The organism is Kitasatospora sp. NPDC001547 (genome assembly GCF_042894165.1).
Lineage (GTDB): Bacteria > Actinomycetota > Actinomycetes > Streptomycetales > Streptomycetaceae > Kitasatospora.
In genome coordinates this window covers 113,967-139,860 of the sequence record NZ_JBIAVL010000011.1, presented here as the reverse complement: position 1 = coordinate 139,860, position 25,894 = coordinate 113,967, and the positions used below count along the sequence as shown (strand labels likewise).

The 25,894-nt window shown below is 74.8% G+C and carries 18 protein-coding genes; 5 read left to right on the top strand and 13 right to left on the bottom strand.

The window, feature by feature from the left end:
- Nucleotides 1–41: 41 nt before the first annotated feature.
- A complete protein-coding gene (locus tag ACFY0X_RS21280) occupies nucleotides 42–590 on the bottom strand; it encodes an HAD domain-containing protein (RefSeq protein WP_387756712.1) in 549 nt (182 codons plus the stop codon).
- A gap of 479 nt (nucleotides 591–1,069) precedes the next feature.
- Between ACFY0X_RS21280 and ACFY0X_RS21275 the strand changes: the two genes are divergently transcribed.
- Nucleotides 1,070–3,229 (top strand): hypothetical protein, encoded by a 2,160-nt coding sequence (locus tag ACFY0X_RS21275; RefSeq protein ID WP_387756711.1) that lies wholly within the window; start codon nucleotides 1,070–1,072, stop codon nucleotides 3,227–3,229.
- A 159-nt stretch (nucleotides 3,230–3,388) separates the two neighbouring features.
- Here ACFY0X_RS21275 and ACFY0X_RS21270 read toward each other — a convergent pair whose 3' ends face one another.
- The 4 genes from ACFY0X_RS21270 to ACFY0X_RS21255 form a co-directional block, all read right to left on the bottom strand.
- Nucleotides 3,389–4,759 carry a S8 family serine peptidase gene (locus ACFY0X_RS21270; RefSeq protein WP_387756710.1) on the bottom strand — a complete coding sequence of 457 codons (1,371 nt, stop codon included), beginning with the start codon at nucleotides 4,757–4,759 and terminating at the stop codon, nucleotides 3,389–3,391.
- 209 nt (nucleotides 4,760–4,968) lie between these two features.
- A complete protein-coding gene (gene fabG, locus ACFY0X_RS21265) occupies nucleotides 4,969–5,727 on the bottom strand; it encodes a 3-oxoacyl-ACP reductase FabG (RefSeq protein ID WP_387756709.1) in 759 nt (252 codons plus the stop codon).
- Nucleotides 5,728–5,919: 192 nt separating this feature from the next.
- A complete protein-coding gene (locus ACFY0X_RS21260; protein WP_387756708.1) occupies nucleotides 5,920–7,119 on the bottom strand; it encodes a thiolase family protein in 1,200 nt (399 codons plus the stop codon).
- Nucleotides 7,120–7,169: 50 nt separating this feature from the next.
- Nucleotides 7,170–8,333, bottom strand: coding sequence for an acyl-CoA dehydrogenase family protein (locus ACFY0X_RS21255; RefSeq protein ID WP_387756707.1), 1,164 nt, complete (start codon nucleotides 8,331–8,333; stop codon nucleotides 7,170–7,172).
- Between the two features lie 170 nt (nucleotides 8,334–8,503).
- Here ACFY0X_RS21255 and ACFY0X_RS21250 point away from each other — a divergent pair, with 170 nt between their 5' ends.
- Nucleotides 8,504–9,148 (top strand): TetR/AcrR family transcriptional regulator C-terminal domain-containing protein, encoded by a 645-nt coding sequence (locus ACFY0X_RS21250; RefSeq protein ID WP_387756706.1) that lies wholly within the window; start codon nucleotides 8,504–8,506, stop codon nucleotides 9,146–9,148.
- A 244-nt stretch (nucleotides 9,149–9,392) separates the two neighbouring features.
- Here ACFY0X_RS21250 and ACFY0X_RS21245 read toward each other — a convergent pair whose 3' ends face one another.
- The 7 genes from ACFY0X_RS21245 to ACFY0X_RS21215 all read right to left on the bottom strand — a co-directional run bounded on the left by ACFY0X_RS21245 (nucleotide 9,393) and on the right by ACFY0X_RS21215 (nucleotide 17,610).
- The gene (locus ACFY0X_RS21245; RefSeq protein ID WP_387756824.1) at nucleotides 9,393–10,820 is read right to left on the bottom strand and encodes a sugar porter family MFS transporter; all 1,428 of its coding nucleotides are present in this window, start codon (nucleotides 10,818–10,820) and stop codon (nucleotides 9,393–9,395) included.
- A gap of 253 nt (nucleotides 10,821–11,073) precedes the next feature.
- Entirely contained in the window at nucleotides 11,074–12,045 is a 972-nt protein-coding gene (gene egtD / locus ACFY0X_RS21240; RefSeq protein WP_387756705.1) for an L-histidine N(alpha)-methyltransferase, read from the bottom strand.
- Between the two features lie 45 nt (nucleotides 12,046–12,090).
- Entirely contained in the window at nucleotides 12,091–12,840 is a 750-nt protein-coding gene (egtC, locus tag ACFY0X_RS21235) for an ergothioneine biosynthesis protein EgtC (protein ID WP_387756704.1), read from the bottom strand.
- Entirely contained in the window at nucleotides 12,840–14,288 is a 1,449-nt protein-coding gene (egtB, locus tag ACFY0X_RS21230; protein ID WP_387756703.1) for an ergothioneine biosynthesis protein EgtB, read from the bottom strand. The genes egtC and egtB overlap by 1 nt, the downstream gene beginning before the upstream one ends.
- Nucleotides 14,285–15,592, bottom strand: a complete 1,308-nt coding sequence (gene egtA, locus ACFY0X_RS21225; protein ID WP_387756702.1) for an ergothioneine biosynthesis glutamate--cysteine ligase EgtA — start codon at nucleotides 15,590–15,592, stop codon at nucleotides 14,285–14,287. The genes egtB and egtA overlap by 4 nt, the downstream gene beginning before the upstream one ends.
- A gap of 264 nt (nucleotides 15,593–15,856) precedes the next feature.
- Complete coding sequence (locus ACFY0X_RS21220; protein WP_387756701.1) at nucleotides 15,857–17,104, bottom strand: MalY/PatB family protein; 1,248 nt, start codon at nucleotides 17,102–17,104, stop codon at nucleotides 15,857–15,859.
- A complete protein-coding gene (locus ACFY0X_RS21215; RefSeq protein ID WP_387756700.1) occupies nucleotides 17,101–17,610 on the bottom strand; it encodes an SRPBCC family protein in 510 nt (169 codons plus the stop codon). Before ACFY0X_RS21215 ends, ACFY0X_RS21220 begins: the two co-directional genes overlap by 4 nt.
- A 248-nt stretch (nucleotides 17,611–17,858) precedes the next feature.
- Here ACFY0X_RS21215 and ACFY0X_RS21210 point away from each other — a divergent pair, with 248 nt between their 5' ends.
- The 3 genes from ACFY0X_RS21210 (at nucleotide 17,859) to ACFY0X_RS21200 (ending at nucleotide 24,946) form a co-directional block, all read left to right on the top strand.
- Complete coding sequence (locus ACFY0X_RS21210; RefSeq protein WP_387756699.1) at nucleotides 17,859–18,665, top strand: SAM-dependent methyltransferase; 807 nt, start codon at nucleotides 17,859–17,861, stop codon at nucleotides 18,663–18,665.
- 187 nt (nucleotides 18,666–18,852) lie between these two features.
- Complete coding sequence (locus ACFY0X_RS21205; RefSeq protein WP_387756698.1) at nucleotides 18,853–20,970, top strand: putative bifunctional diguanylate cyclase/phosphodiesterase; 2,118 nt, start codon at nucleotides 18,853–18,855, stop codon at nucleotides 20,968–20,970.
- An 802-nt stretch (nucleotides 20,971–21,772) separates the two neighbouring features.
- On the top strand, nucleotides 21,773–24,946 hold the full coding sequence (locus ACFY0X_RS21200; RefSeq protein WP_387756697.1) for a hypothetical protein: 3,174 nt from the start codon (nucleotides 21,773–21,775) through the stop codon (nucleotides 24,944–24,946).
- Between the two features lie 28 nt (nucleotides 24,947–24,974).
- On the opposite strand, the gene ribA is transcribed toward ACFY0X_RS21200, so the two are convergent.
- Nucleotides 24,975–25,604, bottom strand: coding sequence for a GTP cyclohydrolase II (gene ribA, locus ACFY0X_RS21195; RefSeq protein WP_387756696.1), 630 nt, complete (start codon nucleotides 25,602–25,604; stop codon nucleotides 24,975–24,977).
- Between the last annotated feature and the right edge of the window lie 290 nt (nucleotides 25,605–25,894).

Below are 25,894 nucleotides of genomic sequence, written 5' to 3'. Positions count from 1 at the left end.
GCGGGTCGCCGGGCGCTGGGCGGGCGGGGGCCGGTGGCCGGTCAGGGCGTGCGCAGCCAGGCGTCCAGGACGGTGAAGTCCGCCTCGGTGAGCCCGCGTCGGGGGTCCACCCGGTGGAGCAGGGCGCGCGCGGGGGAGTGGGCGGCGACCCAGCGGCGGTCGGCGTCGGAGATCTCGTCGTCCACCCAGGCGAACGGCCGCCCGCCCGCCCAGGCGACCAGCGCCCGGGTCTTCCAGTGCAGACCGTGCGGCTCCGCCCCGGCGCTGGTGGCACCGGTGGCGTCGGGGGCGTCCGGGGTGTCCACCGGCCCGTCCACGACGGGCAGTCGGGGCAGGCCGAGCCAGGGCGCGAGGCACTCGTTGGCGTCCTCCAGCCAGGTGCTGGCCCACACCGGATCGCCCGGCAGGCTCAGCAGCCGCGGCCCCAACTCCGGGTCCACCCGGGCGATCAGGGGATTCCCGCCCGGGGTCGCTCCGGGCGGGAGGTGCGGGCTGCGGAAGGTGGGGTAGCCGCCCGGAGGCGGGGCGCCGAACGGGATCAGCGGGCCGTCCACGTCCAGGAACAGCAAGGGGCGGCCGGTGTCGGTCACAACGGCACCTTAGCGGGGCCGGGCGGGACGGGTGGTGCGGAGGGTGCGTCGATCGGCCACCCGGCCTGGAACGGGTGAGCCGGGATCTCGTAGGGTGGCGCGCACGGAGTGTGGTGGCAGGCACCACGCAGTCAAGGGCATCAGACGCCGCGGGAGCGGCGGGGCGGGGCGGTGACCAGGAGATGACGGAGACGACAGCGGTTTCCGGAGGTCCCGACCCGGCGGCGGACTCGGGTCCCTGGGACGCCGTACCGCCGCCCCCGCGCCTTCCGGCCGAGGAGCACCCGCCCGGGCCCGCCGCGCTGTACGAGCCGCCGCCGGCGCCTCCGGTCGTTCCCGCCCCCGTGCCCGTCACTGCTCCGGTGCCGGGCGCCGCTTCCGGGTCGGGTGGCGCTTCCGGGTCGGGTGGCGCGCCGGGTGCCGCTCCGAGTGTCGCGCCGGCGTCCGGGTCGGGCACGCAAGGGGGAGTGCAGGGAGGCATGCCGCCGGTCGGGCAGGCGCCCACGTCACCGCCCGCGCCCCCGGTCGCGCCGCCCGTTCCGCCCACCGGATGGACCCTCACCGGGCTGCCCGCCGCCGGGGCCGCGTCCGCGGCGACCCCGCCGCCGTTCCCGGTCCAGAGCGCGGCGCCGGTCGCCGCCGTCGGAGCGGGCGGGCTCGGTGCCGCGCCGCGCGGACGGATCCTGGTGATCGAGGGCGGGTACGGAAACTCCGGCCGCCGTACCTGGGGCCGTGGCGGACCGACCCAGGCGCCGGTCCTCTCGGCGATGCTCGCCGCCGTCTCGCCGCAGGTGCTGCTCGCCGCCGACGCGGTGGACGCCGTCCACCTCCCCGGCGCCGGTGACCCGCACACCGTCCTCGCCCACCTGCGTGCCGCCTCCCGGCACCCCGGACCGCTGCTGATCCACCTGGGCGGCCACGTCGTCGCCGACAAGCGCGGCGGGCAGCTCCAGCTGACCCTGCGCGACGCCAAACAGGACGGCCTCCCCTGGCAGGCCATCGCCGCCGAGCTGAGCCACCGTCCGGCCGAGTGGCAGACCCTCGTCATCGCCGACCTGAGCGCCGACCAGAACGCCTGGCCGTACCTCCAGGGCACCGTCTCGCCGCTCAGCGAGGGCATCCCGCTGTGGGCGGTGGTCAGCCCGGATCCGGAGCAGATCGGCACCTTCACCCGCGCCCTGATCGAGGCGCTGCACGGCGGCCGGCCCGGCGCGGGCGAGGTACTCGCGCCCGAGCAGCTGCGGCAGCAGGTGTACTCGGTGCTGCGGCCGGACGTGGTCATCCTGGCCACGCACGCCCCGGACCGCCCGGTCTTCCGCAACACCGCCCGTCGCGGCGAGGGACTGCCGGCCGAGGTGCCGCCTCCGATGCCGCTGCTGCCGCGTCCGACGGAGCCGCGGGACGCCGTCCCCGAGCGGTCGGTGCCGGACCCGGCCGGGGTGCCCGTGTGGCCCTCCGAGGCCACCGGGACCGCCGGGTCCCCGGTCGCCACGGGCGGTCGGGTCAGCCTGGCCAAGCCGGGTGTGCCGCCCACTCCGCCGCGCCCGACCCGCCCGGTCAGCCTCGTGAAGGCGGGCGGCACCGTCGAGACGCCGGGCGTGACCCTGCGCAAGCCCGCCCCGGCCGACGCCGCGCCCGAGGACAGCGCGCGCCCGGCGGGCGTCACGCTCCACAAGTCCCGGCCGGAGCCGGTGGACGACGTCGTCGCCGAGCCCGAACTGCCGCAGGAGGAGGCGGCATTGGCCGCCGAGGCCGAGGCTGCGGCTGCCGAGGTGGTGGCCGAGGGGGCGAGCGAGGGCGCGCCCGAGGAGGTCGCCGAGGAGGCGCCGGAGGCCGTGGAGGTGCCCGAGGCGGCCGAGGAGCCCAGGGACGCGGTCCTGGCGGAGGACGTGTCGGCGGACGAGCTGCCCGCCGAGGTGGCTCCGGGCGACGTGGCTCCCGCCGAGGAGTCGCCGGCCGACGAGGCACCGGCCGCCGAGGAGCCCGCTGGCGAGGAGCCCGCCCACGTGGTTCCGGTCGACGAGGCGCCTGCTGACGGGGTGCCGGCCAAGGAGGTACCGGCCGAGGGGGTACCGGCCGGCGCCGTGCCGCAGGACGAACTCCCGGCCGACGAGGTGGCCGCCGAGGAGCCGCCCGCGCCGACCGATGCTCCTACCGACACCTCGGCCGAGCCCCCGGCCGACGAGGCCGCTGCGGCCGGCCGGCCTCGGGCGGACTACCGCGAGGTCATCGGACGGATCGTCCGCAGCGCCGAGGCCGGGGACCACGCCGCCGCCACCGACCTGGCCTTCGCCCTCGAACTGGAGGCGATCGCCGAGCACGGCGCCGTCTCCGAGCCGGTGCTGCAGGTCCGGCAGGTCCGGGCGCACGTCTGCCGGCTCGCGGGCCGGTCGGCCGAGGCCGCGGACATCTACCGCGAGGTGGCGCTGACGCTGCTCCGCTCGCAGGGCCCGGAGCACCCGGAAACCCAACGGGCGGCCACCAACGCCGAGGCCTGCTGGCGCGCGATCGGCGACCGCGCGGAGGCCATCCGGATCGCCCCCGAGATCATCGAGCTGCGCGCCTACCTCCCGGGGCCTGACGGCCGCAAGCTCCGCGCCGCCGAGCGCTACCTCGCCCAGCTGGCCGCCACCAGCTGACCGCCGACCGCCGACCGTCACCCACGGCTGACGGTCGGCGGTGAACAGATGGCAGCAGACAGAAAACAGCGAACAGCTGACAGATTTCAAAATCTGTCAGCTGTTCGCTGTCAGCGGTTCCCTGTCACCCGCGACCCGCCGCCCCGGCGGCTCGCCCGCTCAGCGACCGGCGACCGCGTGCACGAACTTCGCCCCGTCGATGGTGCCCAGGCCGCTGGCGAGGTCGTAGCCCTCGGTGGCGCTGTAGCCGGTGACGCCTTCCCAGCTGTTGTCGCCCTGCTTCACGTCCACGATGCCGCTCCACTTGCCCGGCAGCAGGTTCAGCCCGTACAGGCGCCAGTTGAGCTGGCCGAGGCGGTGGCCGGCGAGCTGGTCGGCGAGCGCGACGACACCCGAGAACAGCGGGGTGGCCTCGCTGGTGCCGCCGGTGAGGTGCCAGCCGACCGAGGTCGGGTCGTAGGACTCGTAGGTCCAGGCGGCGCCGTCCACGGCCGCGCTCATGCTGATGTCCGGGGTGCCGCGGTGGTTGCCGGTGACGTTGGCGACGCCGGCCTGGTACCACGGGCGCTCGAAGACGCCCGAGACGCCACCGCCGCCGGCGCCGGACTTGTCGTGCCACACCTTGTCGGGCGCGGTGCGGTTGCCGGCGTCGTCCAGGGTCAGCTGGGTGCCGCCGATGGAGGTGACCAGCGGGTCCGAGGACGGCCAGGAGTTGACCTTGTACGGGTACAGGTCGGTGCCGTTCTCCTTGGCGTCGGTGGCGCCGTTGTCGCCGGAGGCGGCGAGCACGGTGACGTTGTGGTCGGCGGCGGCCTGGAAGGCGTACCGCAGGTCGGTGAGCGACTTGAAGTCGCCCTTGTCGAAGCCCGGGAAGGTGTTCTCGGTGGCGCCGAAGCTCTGCGAGATGACGTCGGCCCGGCCCTGCTTGATGAGGCTCTTCTCGGCGTCCATCATCTCGGGCAGGCCGGTGGTGCCCTCGGTCTCGGCGACACCGGTCTCGACCAGGATGATGTGCGCGTCGGGGGCGACCGCGTGGGCGTACTCGACGTCCAGGGTGGTCTCGCCGGCCCAGCCGGTGTGGTCGGGGTTCTTCGGGTCGAAGTCGGGGACGTTGCCCCACTTGACCACCTCGACGTTGGTGTCCGGGATGCCCCACTGCTTGTCGAAGACCTCCAGGTCGTGCTGGATGGTCGGCGAGCCGAAGGAGTCGACGATGACGATCGTGCGGCCCTTGCCGGTGATGCCCTCCTGGTACAGCGGGTTCAGGTTGTAGGCGGCCCGGTACTGGAGCGGCGAGTAGCAGTGGATGCCGAGCTGGCTGACGCACTGGGCGGTGCTCAGCGGGGCGACGCGGCCCTGGGCGTTGTGGTGCCCGAAGGAGGCGGGGCGGACGTGGACGCCCGCGAGGTCGTGCGCGGGGGCGGCGATCGCGGTGCCGGCGGCCGGGGCGGCGACGGTGCCGGCCGTGAGGGCGGTGGCCCCCACGGCGAGCAGGGCCAGGGCGCGGCGGAGGGTGGCGGGGCTGCCCATGGGGCTCCTTGGGGCGCAGGGCCCGACCTGGTTCGGTCGGGTCGGTCCGGCCATCCCATCGAGAGCCGCATGATCATGCCATAGTCATTTGGTGGGGTCGTGTGATCATGGTCATGGTCAGGCTCGGCCACGCGAAAAGGTAAAGGTCGCCCCAGGGGAAGGTAACCCCCCACCTGGGACGACCCAGTGACGGTGCGTCAGCAAAGCGTCTAGCGTGCCCCGCCGTTGACGTACAGCGTCTGCCCGCTGACGTAGGACGCCTCCTCGCTGGCGAGGAAGACGACGACCGAGGCGACCTCCTCCGGCTGCCCGACCCGGCGCAGGGGCGTCCGGGCGGCGACCTCGGCCTGGTGCTCCTCGGCGCTGCTGCCGACCCGCTCGGCGGTGGCCGCGGTCATCGCGGTGGCGATGTACCCGGGGGCGACGGCGTTGACGTTGATGTTGAACGGGCCGAGCTCGATGGCCAGGGTCGCGGTGAGGCCCTGGATGCCGGCCTTCGCGGCCGCGTAGTTGGCCTGGCCCCGGTTGCCGAGGGCCGAGCGCGAGCTGAGCGAGACGATCTTCCCGTACTTCTGCGCGACCATGTACTTCTGCGCCACGTGGCTGCAGTTGTACGCGCTGGTCAGGTTGACCGTCAGCACCGCGTCCCAGTCGGACTTCGGCATCCTGAAGAACAGGTTGTCCCGGGTGATCCCGGCGTTGTTGACCAGGATGTGCACCCCGCCGAGGTCCTCCGCGACCTGCGCGAACACCGCCTCCACGGCGTCGTAGTCGGCCACGTCGCAGCCGTACGCCCGGGCGGTGCCGCCCTTGGCGGTGATCTCGGCGACCGTCCCGGCCGCCCGCTCGGCGGTGAGGTCGACGACCGCGACCGCCGCACCCTCCTCCGCCAGCAGACGGGCGGTGGCCGCCCCGATTCCCTGCGCCGCGCCGGTCACCACGGCGACCTTCCCCGCGAACCGTGTCATGTGAACTCCTTGGAAGTTGGATCGAACTGGCGACGACGGGCGACGGGCGACGGCCGACAACCGACAGCGAACAGATGACGGCCAACAGCTGACAACTGACAACTGACAGATTTCATCAGCTGTCATCTGTTCGCCGCGTCCGCTGCCGCCCGCCGCCGTCGCCCGGCGGGCTGTCGCCCGCCCCGCCGTTGGTCAGAGGTTCTCGACCAGCACGGCCGTACCCTGCCCCACACCGACACACATGGTGGCCAGGCCGCGCCGGGCGCCGGTACGGCGCATCCGGTGCAGCAGGGTGGTGAGGATGCGGGCGCCGGAGCCGCCCAGGGGGTGGCCGAGCGCGATCGCGCCGCCACTGGGGTTGACCACCTCCTCGGCCTGCTCCGGGCTGAACCCGATCCCGTCGGCGGAGGCGAGCGCCTGGGCGGCGAAGGCCTCGTTCAGCTCGGCGGTGTCCAGGTCGGAGAGCGACCAGCCGGCCCGCGCGAGCACCTTCGCCGTGGCCGGCACCGGGCCGATGCCCATGACGTCCGGGTGCACCCCGGCCGAGGCGCCGGCCACGTACCGGCCGAGCGGCTGGAGCCCGAGGTCGCGCAGCGCCTCCTCGCTGACCAGGACCAGCCCGGCCGCGCCGTCGTTCATCGGCGAGGCGTTCCCGGCGGTGACGGTGCCCCCGGGCCGGAACACCGGCTTGAGGCCGGCGAGCTTCGCCAGGCTGGTGTCCTCACGGATGCCCTCGTCCAGGCTCACCGTCACCCCGTCCGGCCGCTCGACCGGGACGAGTTCGGCGTCGAAGTGCCCGTCCTTGCGGGCGGCGCCGGCCCGCTGGTGGCTGCGCAGCGCGAAGGCGTCCTGGCGCTCCCGGCCGATGCCGTACCGGGCGGCCACCTCCTCGGCGGTCTCGCCCATGCTGAGCACGCCGTGCAGTTCGGCCATCCGCGGGTTGGTGAGCCGCCAGCCGAGCCGGGTGTCGAAGGTCTCCATCCGGTGCGGCAGCGCCTCGTCGGGGCGGGGCAGGACGAAGGGGGCGCGGGTCATCGACTCGCAGCCGCCGGCCAGCACCACCTCCGCCTCGCCGGAGCCGATGGCCCGGGCGGCGAGGGTGACGGCCTCCAGGCCGGAGGCGCAGAGCCGGTTGACGGTGGCTCCGGGGACGGTCTCCGGCAGGCCGGCCAGCAGCGCGGCCATCCGGGCGGCGTTGCGGTTGTCCTCACCGGCCTGGTTGGCGGCGCCCCAGTAGACGTCGTCGATCCGGGCCGGGTCGAGCGCGGGTACGTCGGCGAGCAGGGCGCGCAGCACGGTGGCCGAGAGGTCGTCCGGGCGGACCGTGGCGAGCGCGCCGCGCAGCCGGCCGATGGGTGTGCGGCGGGCGGCGGCGAAGTAGACGGGACGCACGTCGTCGGGCTCCTTGTCGGGTGGCGGGGCGGGGAGTGCCCGTGGCGGGGTCAGAAGGCGTTGACGCCGGTGAGGGCACGTCCGATGAGCAGTTGGTGGATCTGGCTGGTGCCCTCGTAGAGGGTCATCACCCGCGCGTCGCGCAGGTACTTGCCGACCGGGTACTCGTCGATGAACCCGTAGCCGCCGAAGACCTGGAGCGCGTTGTTGGCGGCCCGGACGGCGGCCTCGCTGGCGTACAGCTTGGCGACGGAGGACTCGGTGGCGAACGGCAGGCCGCGCTCGATGTGGTCGGCGACCTTCCAGGTGAGCAGCCGGGCCGCCTCCACGTCCACGGCGATGCCGGCCAGCAGCTCCTGGACGAGCTGGTGCGAGGCGATCGGCCTGCCGAACTGCTCGCGCTCGCCCGCGTAGCGGACGGCGGCCTCCAGGCAGGCGCGGGCGATGCCGACGCAGCCGGCCGCCACCGACATCCGGCCCTTGGCCAGCGCGGCCATCGCCACCGTGAACCCCTTGCCGACCTCGCCGAGCCGGGCGCTGTCCGGCACCCGGACGCCCTCGAAGGAGAGCCCGGCGGTGGCCTGGCCGCGCAGGCCGAGCTTGCCGTGGATCTCGGTGCGGGTGAAGCCGGGCAGGTCGGTGGGGACGAGGAAGGCGGTGATGCCCCGGTGGCCGCGCTGCTCCGGCTCGTCGCCGCCGGTGCGGGCGAAGACCAGGGCGACGTCGGCCCAGGTGCCGTTGGTGATGAACGTCTTGGCGCCGCTGATCAGCCAGTCGTCGCCGTCCCGGACGGCCCGGGTGGTGAGGTTGGCGGCGTCGGAGCCGGTGCCCGGCTCGGTGAGCGCGAAGCAGGCGAGCGCCTCGCCCGAGGTGAGCCGGGGCAGCCAGTGCCGCTTCTGCTCCTCGGTGCCGAAGGCGTTGACCGACTTGCCGACCAGGCCGAGCGAGACCGAGACGATCCCGCGCACGGCCGAGTCGCCGCGCCCGAGCTCCTCCAGGACGAGGCAGTAGGCGAGGTGGTCGCCGCCGCTGCCGCCGTACTCCTCCGGGATGGTCAGCCCGAGGAAGCCGACCTTCGCCAGCTTGCCGATGATCGCGCGGTCGACGGACTCGGCGCGGTCCCACTCGGCGGCGTACGGCACGATCTCGCGGTCGGCGAAGGAGGCGGCGAGGTCCCGGACGGCGCTCTGCTCCTCGGACAACTCCAGGTTCACGGCGGCTCCCGAATCCAGTGTCCGGACCCGGCGTCGGGGCCGGGCCCATTAAACTAGCGCTGCAAGTTTTATGGGGGGACTGTAGCCCCGCCGGCCCGCGCTGGGAAGGGGCACCTGCCAGAATCGGTCGCCGGCACACCCGACCGGAGGAACCGGAGGCACCCGCCGCGATGGCCCGTCCACGCACCCCGCTGCTCAGCCGCGAGCGCATCGTCGCCGCCGCGCTGCGACTGATCGACGACGAGGGGCTGGACGCCCTGTCCACCCGCCGACTCGCCACCGAGCTGTCGGTCAGCGGACCCTCGCTCTACAACCACTTCGCCACCAAGGACGACCTGTTGGACGCGGTGGTGGACAGCGTCATCGGCGAAGTCGACCTGTCGATGTTCGGGACCGCCGGGCCTGCCTGGCCGCAGGCGCTGCGCGACTGGGCCCGCTCCTACCGCGCCGCGCTGGCCGCCCACCCCAACATCGTCCCGGTGCTGGCCCAGGGCCCCGGGCGGCGGCCGAACGCGCTGCGGCTGGCCGACGCCGTGTTCGGCCACCTGGTCGAGTCCGGGTGGCCGCGCGGCCAGGCGACCAGGATCGGCGCGCTGATGCGCTACTTCGTCACCGGTTCGGCGCTCGCCTCGTTCGCGGCCGGGTTCCCGGCGGACGTCGAGGTCTACGACGCGGCCGACTACCCGCACCTCGGCGAGGCGCACCGGCTGGCCGGTCACCGGGGGGCGGTGGACGAGGGCGCGTTCGAGACCGGGCTGGAGGCGCTGCTGGACGGGCTCGCCCTGCGCTACGCCCGGCTCGCCGAGCGGCCGTGAAGCGCCGGCCGGCGGCCCGGACCGGGCGAAACGCCAGGTCCGATCCGAACCGCCCCGACGGCCTGAACCGCCCTGGCCGACCGAACCGCCCCGACGGCCTGAACCGACCCGACGGCCTGGACCGCCCCGACCGGGCGCAACGCCCTGCGCCCCGCGAGCCCGTCGCCCTGCGGAAACGGTTCGGCCCCCGCACCCGCGCGCTGATCGCGCCGGGGTGCGGGGGCCGGGAAGTCCGACGGGCGGATCAGCCCATGTCCTCCAGCCGGACGCCCTTGGTCTCCTTCATGAACTTCGCCACGAAGAGGATGGACAGCGCGGCGAAGGCGGCGTAGATCAGGTAGGTCGCCGACAGGTTCCAGTGCGACATGGACGGGAACGAGACGGTGATCGCCCAGTTCGCGATCCACTGCGCGGAGGCGGCGACGGAGAGCGCGGCGGCGCGGATCCGGTTCGGGAACATCTCGCCGAGCATCACCCAGACGACCACGCCCCAGGACAGCGCGAAGAACAGCACGAAGGCGTTGGCGGCGACCAGCGCGACGGTGCCCTGGAGGTCGGGCAGGGTGAGGTTGTCCCCGCTGCCGGTGGCCGAGGAGAAGGCCCAGCCCGCCGTGCCGAGCGCGACCGCCATGCCGGCCGAGCCGATCAGGGCGAGCGGCTTGCGGCCGATCCGGTCGACCAGCACGATCGCGATCACGGTGCCGAGGATGTTGATCACCGAGCCGACGAAGCTGATCATCAGCGAGTTGCTCTGGTCGATGCCGACCGACTGCCACAGGATCGACGAGTAGTAGAAGATCACGTTGATGCCGACCAGCTGCTGGAAGACCGACAGGCCGATGCCGACCCAGACGATCGGGAGCAGGCCGAACCGGCCGCCGAGCAGGTCGCGGAAGCGCGGGCGGTGGTCGGAGGCGATCAGCGACTGGATCTCGGCGATCCGGGCGTCGGCGTCCACGCCCTCGCCCTCGACCTCGGCGAGCACCTTGCGGGCGTCGTCCAGGCGCTCGGCCTGGATCAGGTAGCGCGGGGACTCGGGGATGACCGACGAGAGCACGAAGTAGACCACGGCCGGGATGACGCAGATGCCGAGCATCCACTGCCAGGCCTCCAGGCCGAGCAGGTGGCCGCGGGTCTCACCGCCGGCCGCCTGCGCCAGCACCCAGTTGACCAGCTGGGATATCGCGATGCCGAGGACGATCGCGGCCTGCTGGAAGGAGGCCAGCCGGCCCCGGTACTTGGTCGGTGCGACCTCGGCGATGTAGGTCGGGGCGATCACCGACGCGATGCCGATGGCCGCGCCGCCGAGGACGCGCCACAGGGCGAGGTCCCAGGCGGAGAACGGCAGCATCGAGCCGACCGCGCTGACCGCGAACAGCAGCGCGCCCGCCTTCATGACCTTGATGCGGCCGTAGCGGTCGGCGAACCGTCCGGCGAACGCGGCGCCGATCGCCGAGCCCAGCAGGGCCGAGGAGACGATCAGGCCGGTGACGCCGCTGCCGACGCCGAACTTCTCCTGGATCCCGGAGACGGCCCCGTTGATCACGGAGCTGTCATAGCCGAACAGGAAGCCGCCGAGGGCCGCTGCCGCGGTGATGAAGACGACGAAGCCGAGGCGGCCGGGCGCGGGGGCCTCGACCGCCCCGGAGGGCTTCTGGGTGACGCTCACGATCTGACTCCTGGTACTCAACGCTGAGCTCGGTAGCCGAGATCGTAACCCCTATTCGTTTAAGTCTTGTACACCTGGACCCTCAAGTTTCGCTCTGAGAATTCGTAAGGTGAACAAGCAAATTGGGGCCCCGGGTCTGTCGGCCAGGCTGCCCGGGCTTGTCGGCGAGGTCGCCCGGGCCCACCGCTCCACGGGGCCCGGGAACTCGCCGGTCGGGGGGCCCGGGCCTGCCGTCCAAGCCGCCCGGGCCGACCGGTCAGGCGGGCGAGGCGAGCGAGAGCCCGAACCGGCCCTCCGGATCCGTCCACCAGTGGCTCAGTCGCAGCCCGGCGGACGCCAGTTCCCCGGCCACCCGCTCCCGGCGGAACTTGGCCGACACCTCGGTGCGCAGCTCCTCGCCCCGGGCGAAGTGCACCGGCAGGTCCAGGGCCGGGATCTTCACGGTCTGCGAGCGCAGCGAGCGCAGCCGCATCTCGATCCACTCCTGCTCGGCGTCCCAGAGCGCGACGTGCTCGAAGGCGTCCGGGTCGAAGTCGGCGCCCAGCTCGCGGTTGAGCACGTTCAGGACGTTCCGGTTGAACTCGGCGGTCACCCCGGCGGAGTCGTCGTAGGCGGCGACCAGCACCGCCGGGTCCTTGACCAGGTCGGTGCCGAGCAGCAGGAAGTCGCCCGGGTCGAGGGCGGCGCGCAGGCGGCGCAGGAAGGCCGCGCGCTCCTGGGGCAGCAGGTTGCCGAGGGTGCCGCCGAGGAAGGCGACCAGGCGCGGGCCGCCCTCGGGGGGCAGGCCGAGCCGGGCGGTGAAGTCGGCGAGCACGCCCTGCACCGCGAGCCCGGGGTACTCGGCGGCGAGCGCGGCCCCGGCCGCGGTCAGCGCGCTCTCGCTGACGTCCACCGGGACGTACGTCTCCAGGGTGCCGAGCGCGCGCAGGGCGTCCAGCAGCAGCCGGGTCTTCTCGGAGGAGCCGGAGCCCAGTTCGACCAGCGTGCGGGCCCCGGTGGCGGCGGCGATCTCGCCGGCCCGGGCGGTCAGGATGGCCCGCTCCGCGCGGGTCGGGTAGTACTCCGGCAGCCGGGTGATCTCCTCGAACAGCTCGCTGCCCCGCGCGTCGTAGAACCACTTCGGCGGCAGCCACTTGGGCTGCGAGGTCAGGCCGTGCTGCACGTCGTGGCGCAGCGCGGTGCTGAAGTGGTCGGCGGGCAGCAGTCGGGTGAGATCGAATGTGTCCATGACAGGGTGGTTCCTCTGTTCAGAAGATGAAGGGAGAGTGGGGAGTCAGTTGCGGCCGGGGAGGCGGCTCACGGTCACGCCGCGCGAGTCCACCAGCAGCAGTGAGCCGTCCGGGACGGTCGTCCAGCCCGGCGCGTCGTCGTACGGCTCGGAGGCCACCACGGTGCCGAGGCCCGGCAGCGCGCGGTGGTACAGGGTGTCGCCCCAGGTGGTCGCGGCTATCGCGGTGCCGTCGGTGAGCAGCAGGTTGAGCCGGCCGGTGGTGTGCGCGGCGACGTCCGTGACGGTGCCCGCCAGTGCCTCGCCCAACCCTGCGCCGGCCCGCAGCCGGTGCAGGGCGAGCGCCCACAGCAGTGCCGAGTCGGTGCGCGCCTCCAGGTCCAGCAGTTCGGCCGGGGGCAGCAGGGCGGCCAGTGCGGCCAGCTTGCCGGGCCAGCCGGCCACCGCGCCGTTGTGGCTGAACAGCCAGCGTTCGGCGGCGAACGGCGCGGCCGCGCCCTCACCCGGCGCGCAGCCCTCGGTGGCGGAGCGGACGGCCGCCAGCAGCGCCCGGGTGCGGACCACCCGGGCGAGGTCGGCTAAGGTCTCGTCCGCCCAGATCGGGCCGGTCCGGCGGTAGCGGGCGGGCGCCTCGTCCCCGTCCGCGTACCAGCCGAGGCCGAAGCCGTCCACGTTGACCGTGCCGTACTGCTGGACCCGGGGCGCCCAGGACTGCCGGTACAACCCGTACGGCGGGTGCACCAGCAGCTCGCGGGGTGCCAGTTGCTCGCCCAGGTAGGCGATGTGACGGCACATCAGTCCGCCTCCAGGTCGCGCGCGGTGCGGAAGCCGGCGAAGATCTGCCGCCGGACGGGGTAGTCCCAGTTGCGGAAGGTGCCCCGGCAGGCGACCGGCGCCACCGCGAAGCAGCCGCCGCGCAGCACCTTGTACTCGGGGCCGAAGAACACCTCCGAGTACTCCCGGTACGGCCAGGCCCGGAAGCCCGGGTAGGGGCGGAAGTCGCTGGCCGTCCACTCCCACACGTCGCCGATCAACTGCCGGACGCCGTACGGGGACTGGCCCTTCGGGTAGCTGCCCGCGCCGGCCGGACGCAGATGGCGCTGGCCGAGGTTGGCGTGCTCGGGGCCGGGCGGCCCGTCGCCCCAGGGGTAGCGGCGGGAGCGGCCGGTGGCCGGGTCGTACCGGGCCGCCTTCTCCCACTCGGCCTCGGTCGGCAGCCGCCGACCGGCCCACCGGGCGTACGCGTCGGCCTCGTACCAACTGACGTGCAGAACCGGCTCGTTCGGCTCGACCGGTGCCACCGATCCGAAGCGTCGGCGGAGCCACTGGCCGTCCTGGTGGCGCCAGAACAGCGGGGCGGTCAGGTCGGCGCGCAGCCGGTGCTCCCAGCCCTCCGGTGTCCACCAGTGCGGGTCGTCGTAGCCGCCGTCCGCGATGAAGCGCTGGTAGGAGGCGTTGGTGACCGGGGTGGTGTCCAGCAGGAAGGCCGGCAGGTCGACGGTGTGCGCCGGGCGCTCGTTGTCCAGCGCCCACGGCTCGGTGTCCGTACCCATGGTGAACGGGCCCGCGGGTATCAGGACTTCGGCGGGCAGGGCGGCCGCGTCGGCGGGTACGGGCGGCGGCGGGGGAGCGGCCAGGGCGGGCTCGCCCCGGCGGAGCTGGTGGGTGATCAGCATCGTCTCGTCGTGCTGCTGCTCGTGCTGGGCGATCATCCCGAAGGCGAACCCGGCCTCCAGCAGCGGCGCGCCCTCCAGCGGGCTGGCGGCCAGCAGGTCCAGCACCCGGCCGCGTACCTCGTGGGCGTAGGCCCGGGCCTCGGCGGGCGGCAGCAGCGGCAGGCTGGGGCGCTCGGCACGGGGGTGCTCGAAGGCGTCGTACAGCGGGTCGATCTCGGGATGCATCGGGTCGCGGCCGCCGACGTTGCGCAGCAGCCAGAGCTCCTCCTGGTTGCCGATGTGCGCGAGGTCCCAGACCAGCGGGGACATCAGCGGGGAGTGCTGGGCGGTGAGGTCGCCGTCCTCGACGCAGTCGGTCAGCGCGGCGGTCCGGGCGCGGGCGGCCAGCAGCTCGGTGGCGATGCTCTCGCGCAGCGCCTCGGTGCCGACGGCGCCGAGGTCGCCGACGGTGCCGACAGCGGAGATCGTGCCGGCAGCTGTGGCGGCGGTGGTGTCGGCCGTGGCGTCGGCACCCGTGCCGGTGGCGGCGGTGGAGTCGGTGCCCCCGCGGGGTCGGACGTCGGTCATGGTGCGGCCTCCTCCGGGGGAGTGCGTCGGGTGCCGGAGCGCAGGGCGTCCAGCTGGTCGTCGGCCGGGCAGCGGCCGCGCGCGGGGTAGCGCTCGGCGAACTCGGCGACGGTGTCGCGCAGCCGTCCGGCCCCGGGCAGGCGGCCCAGGGCGGCGTCGGCGGCGGCGAAGCAGCCCAGGGCGGCCCGGCGCAGCTCGGGGTCGGCCGTCGCCAGGGTGGCGGCGCGGCGCCAGGCCTCGCTGCGCGGCGGGCGCGGGGCGTTCGCGCCCTGCGGCCGGTCGAGGGACTCGAGCGGCTCCAGTGCGGCGAGCGCGGCGTCGGCGGCCACCGGGTCGTCCAGCAGCGCGGTGACCAGTGCGGCGACCACCACCCAGCCGTCCCCGGGCTGCGCGTCGATCATCCGCAGCTCCAGGTGGCCGCGCGGGCGCACCGGGGGGAAGAGCGTGGTGCTGTGGTAGTCCAAGTCGTCCAGCGTGGGCGGGCGTTCACCCGCCCCGCGGATCCAGTCGCGGAAGGTCAGCCCGGCGGGGGCCGTCCACGGGAGGCCCTCGGGCCTTCGTACGCACAGCACTTGGGCGTCGAGCACGTACTGTGCCCAGGCCTCGCGCGGGTCGCCGTGGTCGGGCTCCGGGGCGAGCGTGCGGGTCGGGTCCATCCGGGACCAGACGGTCTGCCGGGTGGACCTGTGGCCGGTCGGATTCCCGTCCAGGATCGGCGAGTTGGCGAAGGCGGCGATCAGTACCGGGCCCAGCCGGTGGGCCAGTCGCCAGCGGCGCTGCGCCGCCTGCGGGCCGTCCGCTTCGCCGGCGTCCAGGCACACCTGCACCGACGCGGTACCGGTCATCATGATCCGGCCCCAGGGCCCGGCGGAGTCGAAGAAGCGCTCCATCGCGCGGTAGCGGGGGTGGTCCAGCACCATCCGCCGGGGGCGGGCCAGCGGGTCCGTCCCGGTGCCGGTGAGGCGCAGGCCCTGCGCCGCGAAGGCGGCCCGCAGGGCGGTCAGATCGCGTCGGGTGTCCTCGACGCAGTTCAGGAGGCCGGTGGCGGGCGGGGAGCTGAGCTCGACCTGTCCGCCGGGTTCGAGCGTGAGTCGCGAACCGGAGGGGAGCGAAGTGCCGTCCGAGCCGCCGAGCGGCAGCGACTCCAGTGCGGCGTGGAGCAGTTCCGGCCGTACGGGCCGGGAGGGACATCGATCGTCATGGACGAACCACTCGACTTCCACCCCCACCAGACGGGGCGGTCCGATCTTGAAGCAGACGCCCGACACGTGGCTGCGCGCCCCCGATTCGGTCAACGGGGTCACCCCCGGTGGGGGCGGTTGCGTGCTCTGCCGGTCGGGCGGAGTGGTGCGGGATACCGGTATCACCGGACTCACCATCCTCGGGATCACGATTGCGGCCCGGTCTACCTTGCCCAGTTTGCTACGGAGCATGCGGGGGCGCTCCGCAAAAATCCCGTGAACGTCCGTCTTCGCAGGTCAGCGGTGTGGCGAACGGGTGAAGCCAGGGCTTGCCGGGCCTCCGACGCGCGGGGTGCGGGCCGGGTCCGGCCGGGGCATGTGCCGGGGTCACAGGCGCTCGAGGCGCTCCAGGACGGTCGCCAGCGCCGGCCCCGGCAGGGCGTAGTTCAGGCGCAGCGAACCCTCGCCGCCGGGGCCGAAGTCGGCGCCGGCGGAGGCCTCCAGGCCGCAGCGCTCCAGCAGCGCCCGGCGGGCGTCGGCGGGCGGCAGGCCGAGCGCGGCGGCGTCCAGCCAGAGCAGGTAGGAGGCCTGCGGGGTGCAGCGGACGGCGGTCCCGAGCCGGTCGGTCAGCCGGGTGCGGGCGGCGGACAGGTGGGCGAGCAGCGCGTCCAGCCACGGGCCGCCCTCGCGCAGCGCGGCCTGCTGCACGGTCTGCTCCAGCAGGCCGCCTTCCCAGAGGCCGTAGCCGGCCAGTGCCTCGGCGAACCGGGCGCGCAGTCCGGGGTCCGGGACGAGGGCGAAACTGCTGGGAATGCCCGAGCAGTTGAAGGTCTTGCCGACGGAGTTGAGGGTGACGACGAGGTGCCGGTGCGCGGGGTCGGCGGTGGTGACGGCGACGGGGTGGGCGCGGCCGGGGTGGGTGAGGTCGCCGTGCACCTCGTCGGAGACCAGCAGCGCGCCGCTCTCGGCCGCCCGGGCGGCGAGCCCGCGCACCGCACCGGCCGGCCACACCGTGCCGGAGGGGTTGTGCGGGTTGCTCAGCAGGACGGCGCCGGCGGGACGGGGGAGCGGGCCGCGCGGGAGCCGGTAGCCGTCCGGGCCCAGGGGCAGCGGCAGTTCGCGGTACGGGAGGCCGGCGGCGCGGCAGAGCTGGGCGAAGCCGCCCCACTCGGGGGTGGGGAAGAGGACGGGGGCCTGCGGCCGTACGGTCTCCAGCAGGACGCGCAGCGCGGTGCGCGGGCCGCAGGGCAGCAGCAGGACCCAGTCCGGGTCCAACGCGGCGCCGTGCCGGACGCGGTACCAGTCGGCCACCAGCGTGCGGCCGGCCGGGTCGCACCCCGTGTAGCCGTACGCGCGGTGGCGGGTGCGCCGCTCCAGCGCCTCGGCGACGGCGGGCGGGCCGGGCAGGTCCATGTCGGCGAGGCCCATCGGGACCACCCCGGGCGCGTCCGCGCGGGCCCACTTGCTGCTGCCGGTGCCGGTGCGGTCGAAGGGGGCGTCGAAGCCGAAGTCAGGGGGGTCGGTGGGCGCGGGCGTGGGGCCGGCCTCGGTGTCGGGCGCGGGGTCGGGGGAGCGGCGAACAGCTGACAGATGTTGAAATCTGTCAGCTGTTCGCTGAAAGTCGTCGTCTGTCATCTGTCCGCCGTCATCCGTCGCCTGTCGTTCGAGCCCCCGCCGGATCCATCACCCCGCCCCGCCAGGTACGCCGCGAGCCCCCGCTGCCCCCGGCGCATCATCACCGCGTGGTTGGCCCGGAACAGCGGGTGCAGCGGCAGGGCGAATCGGCGCAGCAGGGGTCGGCCGGGCCGGGCGTCCTCCTCGAACAGCACCCGGCTGCCCGCACCGCGCGGCCCGTCCGGCGTCACCGTGCACCGCGTCCAGCCGTTCAGGTCACCCCGCATGGTCACCTCCAGCACTCCGGCGGCCGGATCGCGCCGGCTCGGCACCAGGCCGACCACCAGCCGGTACGGCAGCAGCGCGCGCAGCACCACGTCCCCGGAGTCCTCGCCGGTCGGCCGTGCCTCCCGCACCTCCGGCCACCACAGCGGGTAGCTCTGCACGTCCTCCAGTGCTGCGTACACGATGGGTGCCGGAGCCGCGAGCCGCCAGACGTCCCGGAATCGGTAGTGGTTGGGGTCCACGGCCCCAGCCTAGTCCGGCCCCGGTCGGACCCGGGGGTGAACGCGGTTGGACCGTTGCCGAGTTGGTCCGCGGCGCGGGCCCGGTGTGGAGGTGAACGTTCCGCGAACACCTCCCGGCCAGGAAGGGCCCACTCCGCTTGCACCCGTTCGGGGTGCGGAGGAGGATCTTCTGTGCTTGTAGTCTCATCAGTCACGGCAGCATCCCCTGGGCGCTGCACCCCCAGAACCGGAGTGAAGGAGTCACGGGCATGCGGCGACCGAGCTGGGTACCGGAGGGTACGGACCTGGACAAACCGAACGCCGCGCGGGTCTACGACTACTACCTGGGGGGCTCGCACAACTTCGAGGTCGACCGGGAGATGGCCCGCAAGGCGATCGCCCTGTGGCCGGAGCTGCCGCAGATCATGCGCTCCAACCGGGCCTTCCTGCGGCGCGCCGTCACCTTCCTCGCCGAACAGGGCGTCACCCGCTTCCTGGACATCGGCTCCGGCATCCCGACCTTCGGAGCGGTGCACGAGATCGCCCGCGCGATCCGCCCCGAGGCGAAGGTCGTCTACGTGGACCGCGACCCGGTCGCCGTCGCGCACAGCCGCCTGCTGCTGGAGGACGACCAGGACTGCGCCGTCGTCCAGGCCGACCTGCGCGACGTCGCCGACCTGCTGGCCCGCCCCGAGGTCGTCGAGCTGCTGGCGGCCGGCGAGCCGGTGGCCGTGCTGCTGGTCGCCGTCGCGCACTTCGTCAGCGACGACGAGGACCCGTGGAAGCTGATCGGCGTGATCCGCGACGTCCTCCCGCCCGGCAGCGCGCTGGTGCTCTCGCACGCCTCCCTGGAGGGCCGCCCGGACCAGGCGGAGGACCACCAGAAGCTCTACAAGCGGACGCCGACCCCGCTGACCATGCGCACCCACGAGCAGATCACCGCGATGTTCTCCGGCTTCGAGCTGGTCGAGCCCGGCGTGGTCTACCTGCCGCAGTGGCGCCCGGACCAGCCCGGAACGGTCGGTGAGCACCCCGAGCGGATGACCGGGGTGGCGGGCGTGGGGTTCCGCCCTTGAGCGGACGCGACGGACGAGGCGCCGACGGCCGTACGCCCCGCGCGGCGGCCGCCGGCGTCGCGGCGCCGGGCACGGGCGGCAGCGGCACGCGCGCCGGCGGTACCGGCCGACGGGCTGCCGCCGGGCACGCAGAGCCCGCCGCGACCGCCGGAACCGGCGCGCAGACCAGAGGAACCAGGTTCAGCAGATGAGTACCACCCCGGTGCGCGGCAACGCGGAGCGGTTCCACGAGGCGTGGGCCCAGCTGCTCTCCGCCGACCACGGCATCGCCGTCCCCCCCGGACTGCTCGGCCGACTGGTCGCGCGCACCGCCGCGCTGCTGCACCGCGCCCAGGAGGACGACCCGTTCGAGCCGCGGCTGGCCGCGCAGGCCGGCGCCGAACTGGTCGACGCGCACTTCACCGACCCGGTGCTGCTGTCCCGGGCGGTCGAACTGCTGCAGGCGCAGCCCGTCCACGACGACCGCGGCCCGGCCCTGACCGGCGCCTTCGCGGCCGGCTGGGCGGCGGCCCTGCGCGAGCGCACGCTGTCCGAGCAGGAGGCGATCCGCACCGCCGCCGACGCGGCCCGCAAGGAGGCCGAACGGGCGCTGCGCGCCTCCGAGGCCCGCTTCCGGGCGCTGTTCGAGAGCGCCGCGATCGGCATCGGCATCGGTGACACCGACGGCAACATCATGGCGGTCAACAAGGCCCTCCAGGAGCTCTTCGGCGCGGGCCCGGACGACATGATCGGCCGCCGGGTCGGCGACCTCGTGCACCCCGAGGACACCCCGGGCGTGTGGGAGGCGTACGAGGAGCTGATCAGCGGCAAGCGGGACTACTTCCAGTTCGACAAGCCGTACTACCGCCAGGACGGCGAGGTGGTCTGGACCCACCTGACCGTCTCGCTGATCCGCGACGACGACGGCTCCCCGCAGTACCAGGTCGCGATGCTGGAGGACGTCACCGACCGCTACCGGCTCCATGAGCGGCTGCGCCACCAGGCCACCCACGACCCGCTGACCGGCCTGCCCAACCGCGCGGCCTTCTTCGAGCGGCTGGAGAAGCTGTTCGAGGATCCCGAGCCGGGCGCCCGCTTCGGCCTCTGCTACGTCGACCTCGACGGCTTCAAGGTGGTCAACGACAGCCTCGGCCACGACATGGGCGACCAGCTGCTGTCCGCCGTCGGGGCCCGGCTGAAGGCCGCCCTCAGCCCGCTCGGCCACCTGGTGGCCCGCCTCGGTGGCGACGAGTTCGTCGTCCTGCTGGAGAAGTGCCGGGGCGAGCAGGAGGCGGTGGCCGCCGCGAAGACCGTGCTCAAGGCGCTGGCCGGGCCGGTGCTGATCGGCGACCACAAGCTCGCCGTCGGCGCCAGCGTCGGCGTGCTGGAGCGGCGGGTGTCCACCACCACCCCGGGCGCCGCCGTCCGGGCCGCCGACCTCACCCTCTACCGCGCCAAGGAGGCCGGCCGCGGCCGCTGGACGCTGTTCGACCCCAAGGAGAACGCCCGGGCGGTCAGCCGCTACGCGGTGTCGGTGCGGATGCCCGCGGCCCTCGACCGCGGCGAGTTCTTCATCGACTACCAGCCGCTCTACCGCCTCGCGGACGGCCGGCTGGCCGCCGTGGAGGCGCTGGTGCGCTGGCGCCACCCGCAGCTCGGCGTGCTCGGCCCGGACGAGTTCGTCACCACCGCCGAGGAGACCGGGCTGATCATGCCGCTCGGCCGCTGGGTGCTGGAGCAGGCCTGCGGCCAGGCCGTGGACTGGATCAAGCGGTACGGCGACGCCGCTCCGCAGCTCAACGTCAACCTGGCGGTCCGCCAGGCCCGCAGCGCCGCCCTGGTCACCGACCTCGGCCGGATCCTCGACAGCACCGGACTGGACCCGGCCCGCCTGCAGCTGGAGATCACCGAGTCGACCGTGGTCGGGCCCGAGGACGAGGCGCTGCGCACCCTGCACGGGTTGGTCGACCTCGGGGTGTCGCTGGCCGTGGACGACTTCGGCACCGGCTGGTCCAACCTCGCCTACCTGCGGGACCTGCCGGTCTCCGGGCTGAAGATCGCCGGCTCCTTCGTCGGCGACCTGCACGAACCGGGGAAGGACGAGTCCACCGGGTGGCGGATCGTCAGCGGGCTGGTCTCGATGGCGCACGCGCTCGGCCTGACCGTCACCGCCGAGGGCGTGGAGACCCACCGGGACGCCGAGCGGCTGCGGACCATGGGCTGCGACTGGGCGCAGGGCTGGCACTTCGGGCGCCCGGTGCGCCCCGGCGAGATCGCCCGGCGGATCCTGGAGGAGCCGCTGGGGCGCCCGGTCGAGGAGCGCTGAGGACGGCCCGGAGCCGGTCAACCGCGGTCCCGACCGCGGTCCGGCCCGGCCTCGGCCCGGGTTTCGGCCCGGGTTTCGGTCCGAGGCCTGGTCGGCCCCCGGGCCGGGCCGGTCCCGGGGCCGGGCCGCTCCCGCACGGACCGCTCCGGTGGCCGCGTCGCGTGGACGGCCCGGCCGGGGCGCCGACGGCCCCGCGGCGGCCTCGACGGCGCCCGGTTCCCCGCCGCGGACACGCTTGCGTATCGGTCCTGCGATAGGGCGGTCCTGATCCGGAAAAGCGGCCGACACCCGCGTCCCACGTGCGGGATGATGACGCGTCACAATCCACCCCGGCATCGGTGCGCCCACGGTCACGGCCCGCGCCGGTCCGGGTCGCGGGGGAGGGGAACGTCGCATGGGCACGACGGAGGACGCGGTCCCGGCCGAGGGCGATCGGCACGGGCCGGGGCCCCGGTCGGCCGCCGGGGCCGAGCCGGGGAATCCGCCGCGGAGCAGGGTGGAACGGTGGTCGCGGGGGCGCTGGCACGGCTCCGACTCCGGCCCGGCCCGGCCGTCCCGGCTCGGATCGGGCCCGCCCCCGGTGGACCCGCCGACCCGGGTGGACCCGCGGGCCGCGACTCGCCGGGCGCCCGCCGCCCCGCCGCGCTTCGACCCGGAGGCCGCGACGCGCCGGACATCCGGCGCCGAGCCGCGGTTCGATCCCCACGCGCCCACGGAACTCCGACCGGGCCGACCGGGTGGGCTTTCCGAGCCGGGAGACCCCGGACGGCTGGGGGGTTCGGACCCCATCGACCCGGAGGCGGTGACCGAGGTCGTCCGGCCCCGCTCCGGGGCAGCGGCCGGCCCGCGCTCCTGGCTGGACGGCATCGGCCCCGGCGGCCCCGCTCCGGTCGGCGGGTCCGGCGGAGCGCGGGACGGAGCGGTAGCCGGCGGACCGGGCGGCACCGAGGGCGGGTACGGCGACGTGCCGGGCGCCGACGGCCCGTTCGAGGGCGTCTTCCCGGACGCCCTGCGCAGCCGCTTCATCCCGCTGGGCCGGGCCGGGGCCGGCTCCGAGGGCACCGTCTGGTACGTCCGGCGCACCGACGGCGGCGGCGACGCGGCCGTCAAGGTGGCCGTCGCCGGCCAGCCGATGGACCACGACCTGCTCGTCCACCTGCGCAACGACGGCTTCCGCCGGCACGTCCCGCACCTGATCGACTTCGGCCGGGTCCGCCACCACGGCGCCCACGTCGACTGGGTGGCCATGGAGTACCTGCCGGTCACCCTCGCCGCGCACGTCGCCGGGCTGTGGCGGGCGGGCGGGCACGGCGACCGGCGGACCACCGAGCAGATCGTCTACGAGCTCGTCGCCCTGCTCGACTTCTGGCAGCGGCGGATCAAGCGCAACCCGCTGGACTTCAAGCCCGCCAACATCCTGGTGCGCCCCGGCAGCGGGGCCGGCGAGTTCGTGATCGCCGACTTCGGCGGCGTCGACCGGCTCACCGACAGCCGCCGGTTCAGCTCCGCGATGATGGTCACCGTCGCCTACATGGCCCCCGAGCAGCTGGCCGGCAAGAACCACCAGGCCGGGCCCTGGTGGGGGCTCGGCAACGTGCTGTACGAACTGTTCGTCGGCCGCCCCCGGTTCGTCGGCGCGGACGGTGAGCGCCCGGCCGACCAGGAGCTGGAGCTGGAACTGGTCATGGGCGAGGAGGTGGACCTCAGCGCCGTCCGGGACCCGCGCCAACTGCTGCTGCTCCAGGGCCTGTTCACCAAGAAGCCGGAAGACCGCTGGACCGCTCCGCAGGTCCGCAGCTGGCTGGCCGGCGGCACCCCCGAGGTGATCCGCCGACGGCCGCAGGCGCACACCCGGGCGCACCGGCCGGTCACCTTCCTCGGCAACCCGTTCACCGACCCGGTCCGGCTCACCGAGGCGCTGCTCAAGAACTCCGGTGCGGCGGCCCGTTGGCTCTCCACCGGGGGAGCGGAACGGGTGCGGGACTGGCTGCGGGACGAGGTCGAGGACACCGTCTTCGACCTGCACTACCTTTCCGAGGTGGCCCGGGCGCCCGGCTCCCGGCGCGAGCCCGTGGCGGCGGTCGCGGTGCTCGCGATGGGCGCCGCCTTCGTTCCGGGCGCCGTCCCGCACTACCGCGACCGTCCGATCGACACCCCCGGGCTGGAACGCGTCGTCACCGAACCGGACGGCGCCGAGTTCATCGACGAACTGGTCCGGGGCGGGGCGCCGGCCGTGGTCGCCCGCTACGACTGCTTCCATCCCGAGTGCGCGGGCGAGCACTGTTCGCGGCTGCTCGCGCTGGCCGGACTGCCGGAGGTGCTGGCCGAGGTGGACCGGCTGGCCCGCACCGTCGGCGGCGGCCGGCGCGGCGGCGACGGGCTCAGCCCGGAGGAGCGCGAGGAGGCGCACCGGCAGGCGGTCTGGCTGAGCATCCGGCCGGAGGAGCGCGCGCGGCTGCTCGGCCGGCTCTCGCCGCTGCCCGCCGCACTGCACCGGCTGCCGCTGCCCGAGCGGGTCGCGGAACTCGCCGCCGTGGTGGCCGCCACGGTCGTGGACGGCGCGCTGGCGGCGGGCGCGGGCGCCCGCACCGCCGTACGGACGGTGGCCCGCAGACCGGCGCCCGACCCAGCGGCGGCCACGCCCCGGGACGTGGTGCGGCGCCGCTGGTCCGCGCTGCGGCGCCGGGCGGTGGGCGCGGATCCGGCGCAGCCCGGCGGGCGGGCGGCCCTGGTCGCGGCGGAGGCGCTGCGGCGGCGCGGCCGGGGACGGCCCGAGCGGCCCGAGCCGCAGGCCGGGGCCGGAGGCGGGGTGCGACAGGAGGGGCGGGTGGCCCGGCTGTGGCGCAACCGGCGCCGACGGCCGCCGGTGGACTGGCGGGGGCGGCTGGCGGCCTGGTGGCCGCACGCCCGTACCGCGCTGCCGCGCCGGGCCGGGGCGGTCGTGCTGCTGCTCCTCGCCTTCGGGCTGCTGCTGTGGGCGGGGGCGGTGCTGCGCTACCCGGTCGAGGCGGGGGAGAAGCTCGACATCTCGCCCACCGGCGTGTTCGGCGGCCCGCTGCGGAAGGCGGGCGACCACGCGGCCCGGCAGGTGGTGGGCCAGCTCAGCGCGGGGCTCGTCGCGGCCGCCGTGATCGCCTTCTTCCCCGCCCGGGTGGGCGTCGGCACGGCGCTGCTGACCGGGGCCGGGGCCGTCGCCATCGGCTACCTGCGGCTCGGGCCGCCGATGACGGCGCTGGAGACGCCGCCGTCGGTGGCTGAGCGGGTGGTCGTGTTCGAAGGGGGGATGGGGAGTTGGGCGGGCATCGCGGCCGTGGTCGCGATCGTGGTCTCGCTCGTCCTGGTCGAGCGGGCCTCGAACCGGCTGCTGAAGCCGGCCCAGGAGGCACGCAGGCAGGTCCGGGAGGCCTGGCGGCGGCTGGACGCGCGGAGCGCGGCACGGTCGTCCGGGACGGCCACCGCCGCCGGACGGTCGGCCACCGCAGCCGGGCGGTCGGCGGGCGCGCCGTCCGGGCGGTGGCGGACGGGCGGCGCGGGCACCCGCGACCGGCTCCGGTTCGCGCTCGGGACGACGGCGGTGCTGGTGCTGCTGCTGTGGGCGGCGGTCGAGGTCCGGCTGGCGGCCACCGGGGTGCACCGGACGCCCGCCTCCTGGGGGACGGGGCAGACCGGTGCGGCCTACCAGGCCGGATTCGTCCTGCTGCTGGCGGTGGTGTCGCTGGTGAGCACCCTCGGGACGCCCGCCACCGCCCGGGGGCTGTTCGCGCTCTGGACCCCGGCCACCCTGTTCCTGGGGGCCTGGCCGGGGCCGCTGGGGCCGGTCGAAGCGCTGCGGATTCCGGTGCTGGAGGGGCCGTTCCGGGCGATCGCCGGGCTGTGGGGGCACGGGGCCTTCTGGGCCGCGCTGCTGGTGGCGCTGCCGCTGGCGGCGTACGCAGGGCTGCGGACGGTCGGGAGGCGGGCGGGGCGCGGTAGGTGATGGACGGGCTGACGGGCGGGCGCGCCCGTCAGCCGACCAGTCGGGAGAGCTCGATCGAGTGCCCCGTCCGCTCCACCTTCGCCCGCAGGTAGCGGACGTTGCTCGCCGACAGGTGCACCCCCGTCGGCACCCGGTGCCGTACGACGATCCCCAGTTCGGCCAGCTGCGCCGCCTTGTCCGGGTTGTTGCTCAGCAGGTCGATGCCGGTCGCGCCGAGTGCGGCGAGCATCTGGGCGGCGGCGGTGTAGTCCCGGCCGTCCTCGGGCAGTCCGAGCGCGGTGTTGGCGTCGTACGTGTCCAGGCCGGAGTCCTGGAGGGCGTAGGCGTCCAGCTTGTTGTAGAGCCCGATGCCGCGGCCCTCCTGCCGCAGGTAGAGCAGGTACCCGCCGGCCTCGCTGATCCGCTCCACCGCCTCGCGCAGCTGCGGACCGCAGTCGCAGCGGTCCGAGCCGAAGACGTCGCCGGTCAGGCATTCGGAGTGCAGCCGCACCAGCGGTGTCCCGCCCTCGGGGACGGTGCCGAGCGCGAGCGCCAGGTGCTCGGCGCCGTCGGCGAGGCCGTGGAAGGTGAAGGCCTCCGCCTCGGCCCGGTAGCCGTCGGGGAAGGTCAGCGGGATGCGCACACGCGAGCGCACCGTGGCGGAGCCGGGCTGCGGCATGGGTGGGCCTCCGTGGTTCGGGGGTGGATCGTTGCGGATCGGGCGTGGATCGGAGGTCGACCGTACTAGGTAGTTCCAATTTGAACAACTGGAGCCGGGTGGGACCGGACTCGATCACGGAGGCGCACAACACCCCGTCAGCCCCGCCTGTTCCCCTCGGCTCTTCCAACATGTGGATGGTGCGGGATCCGCGGTGTGGACATTGCGAGACTTGCCCCGTTTCCCTGGGCACGTCCCTCAGGCCCGCCGGGACATCGCGCACGCCCATCGACGACCACGGAAGGGCCCAC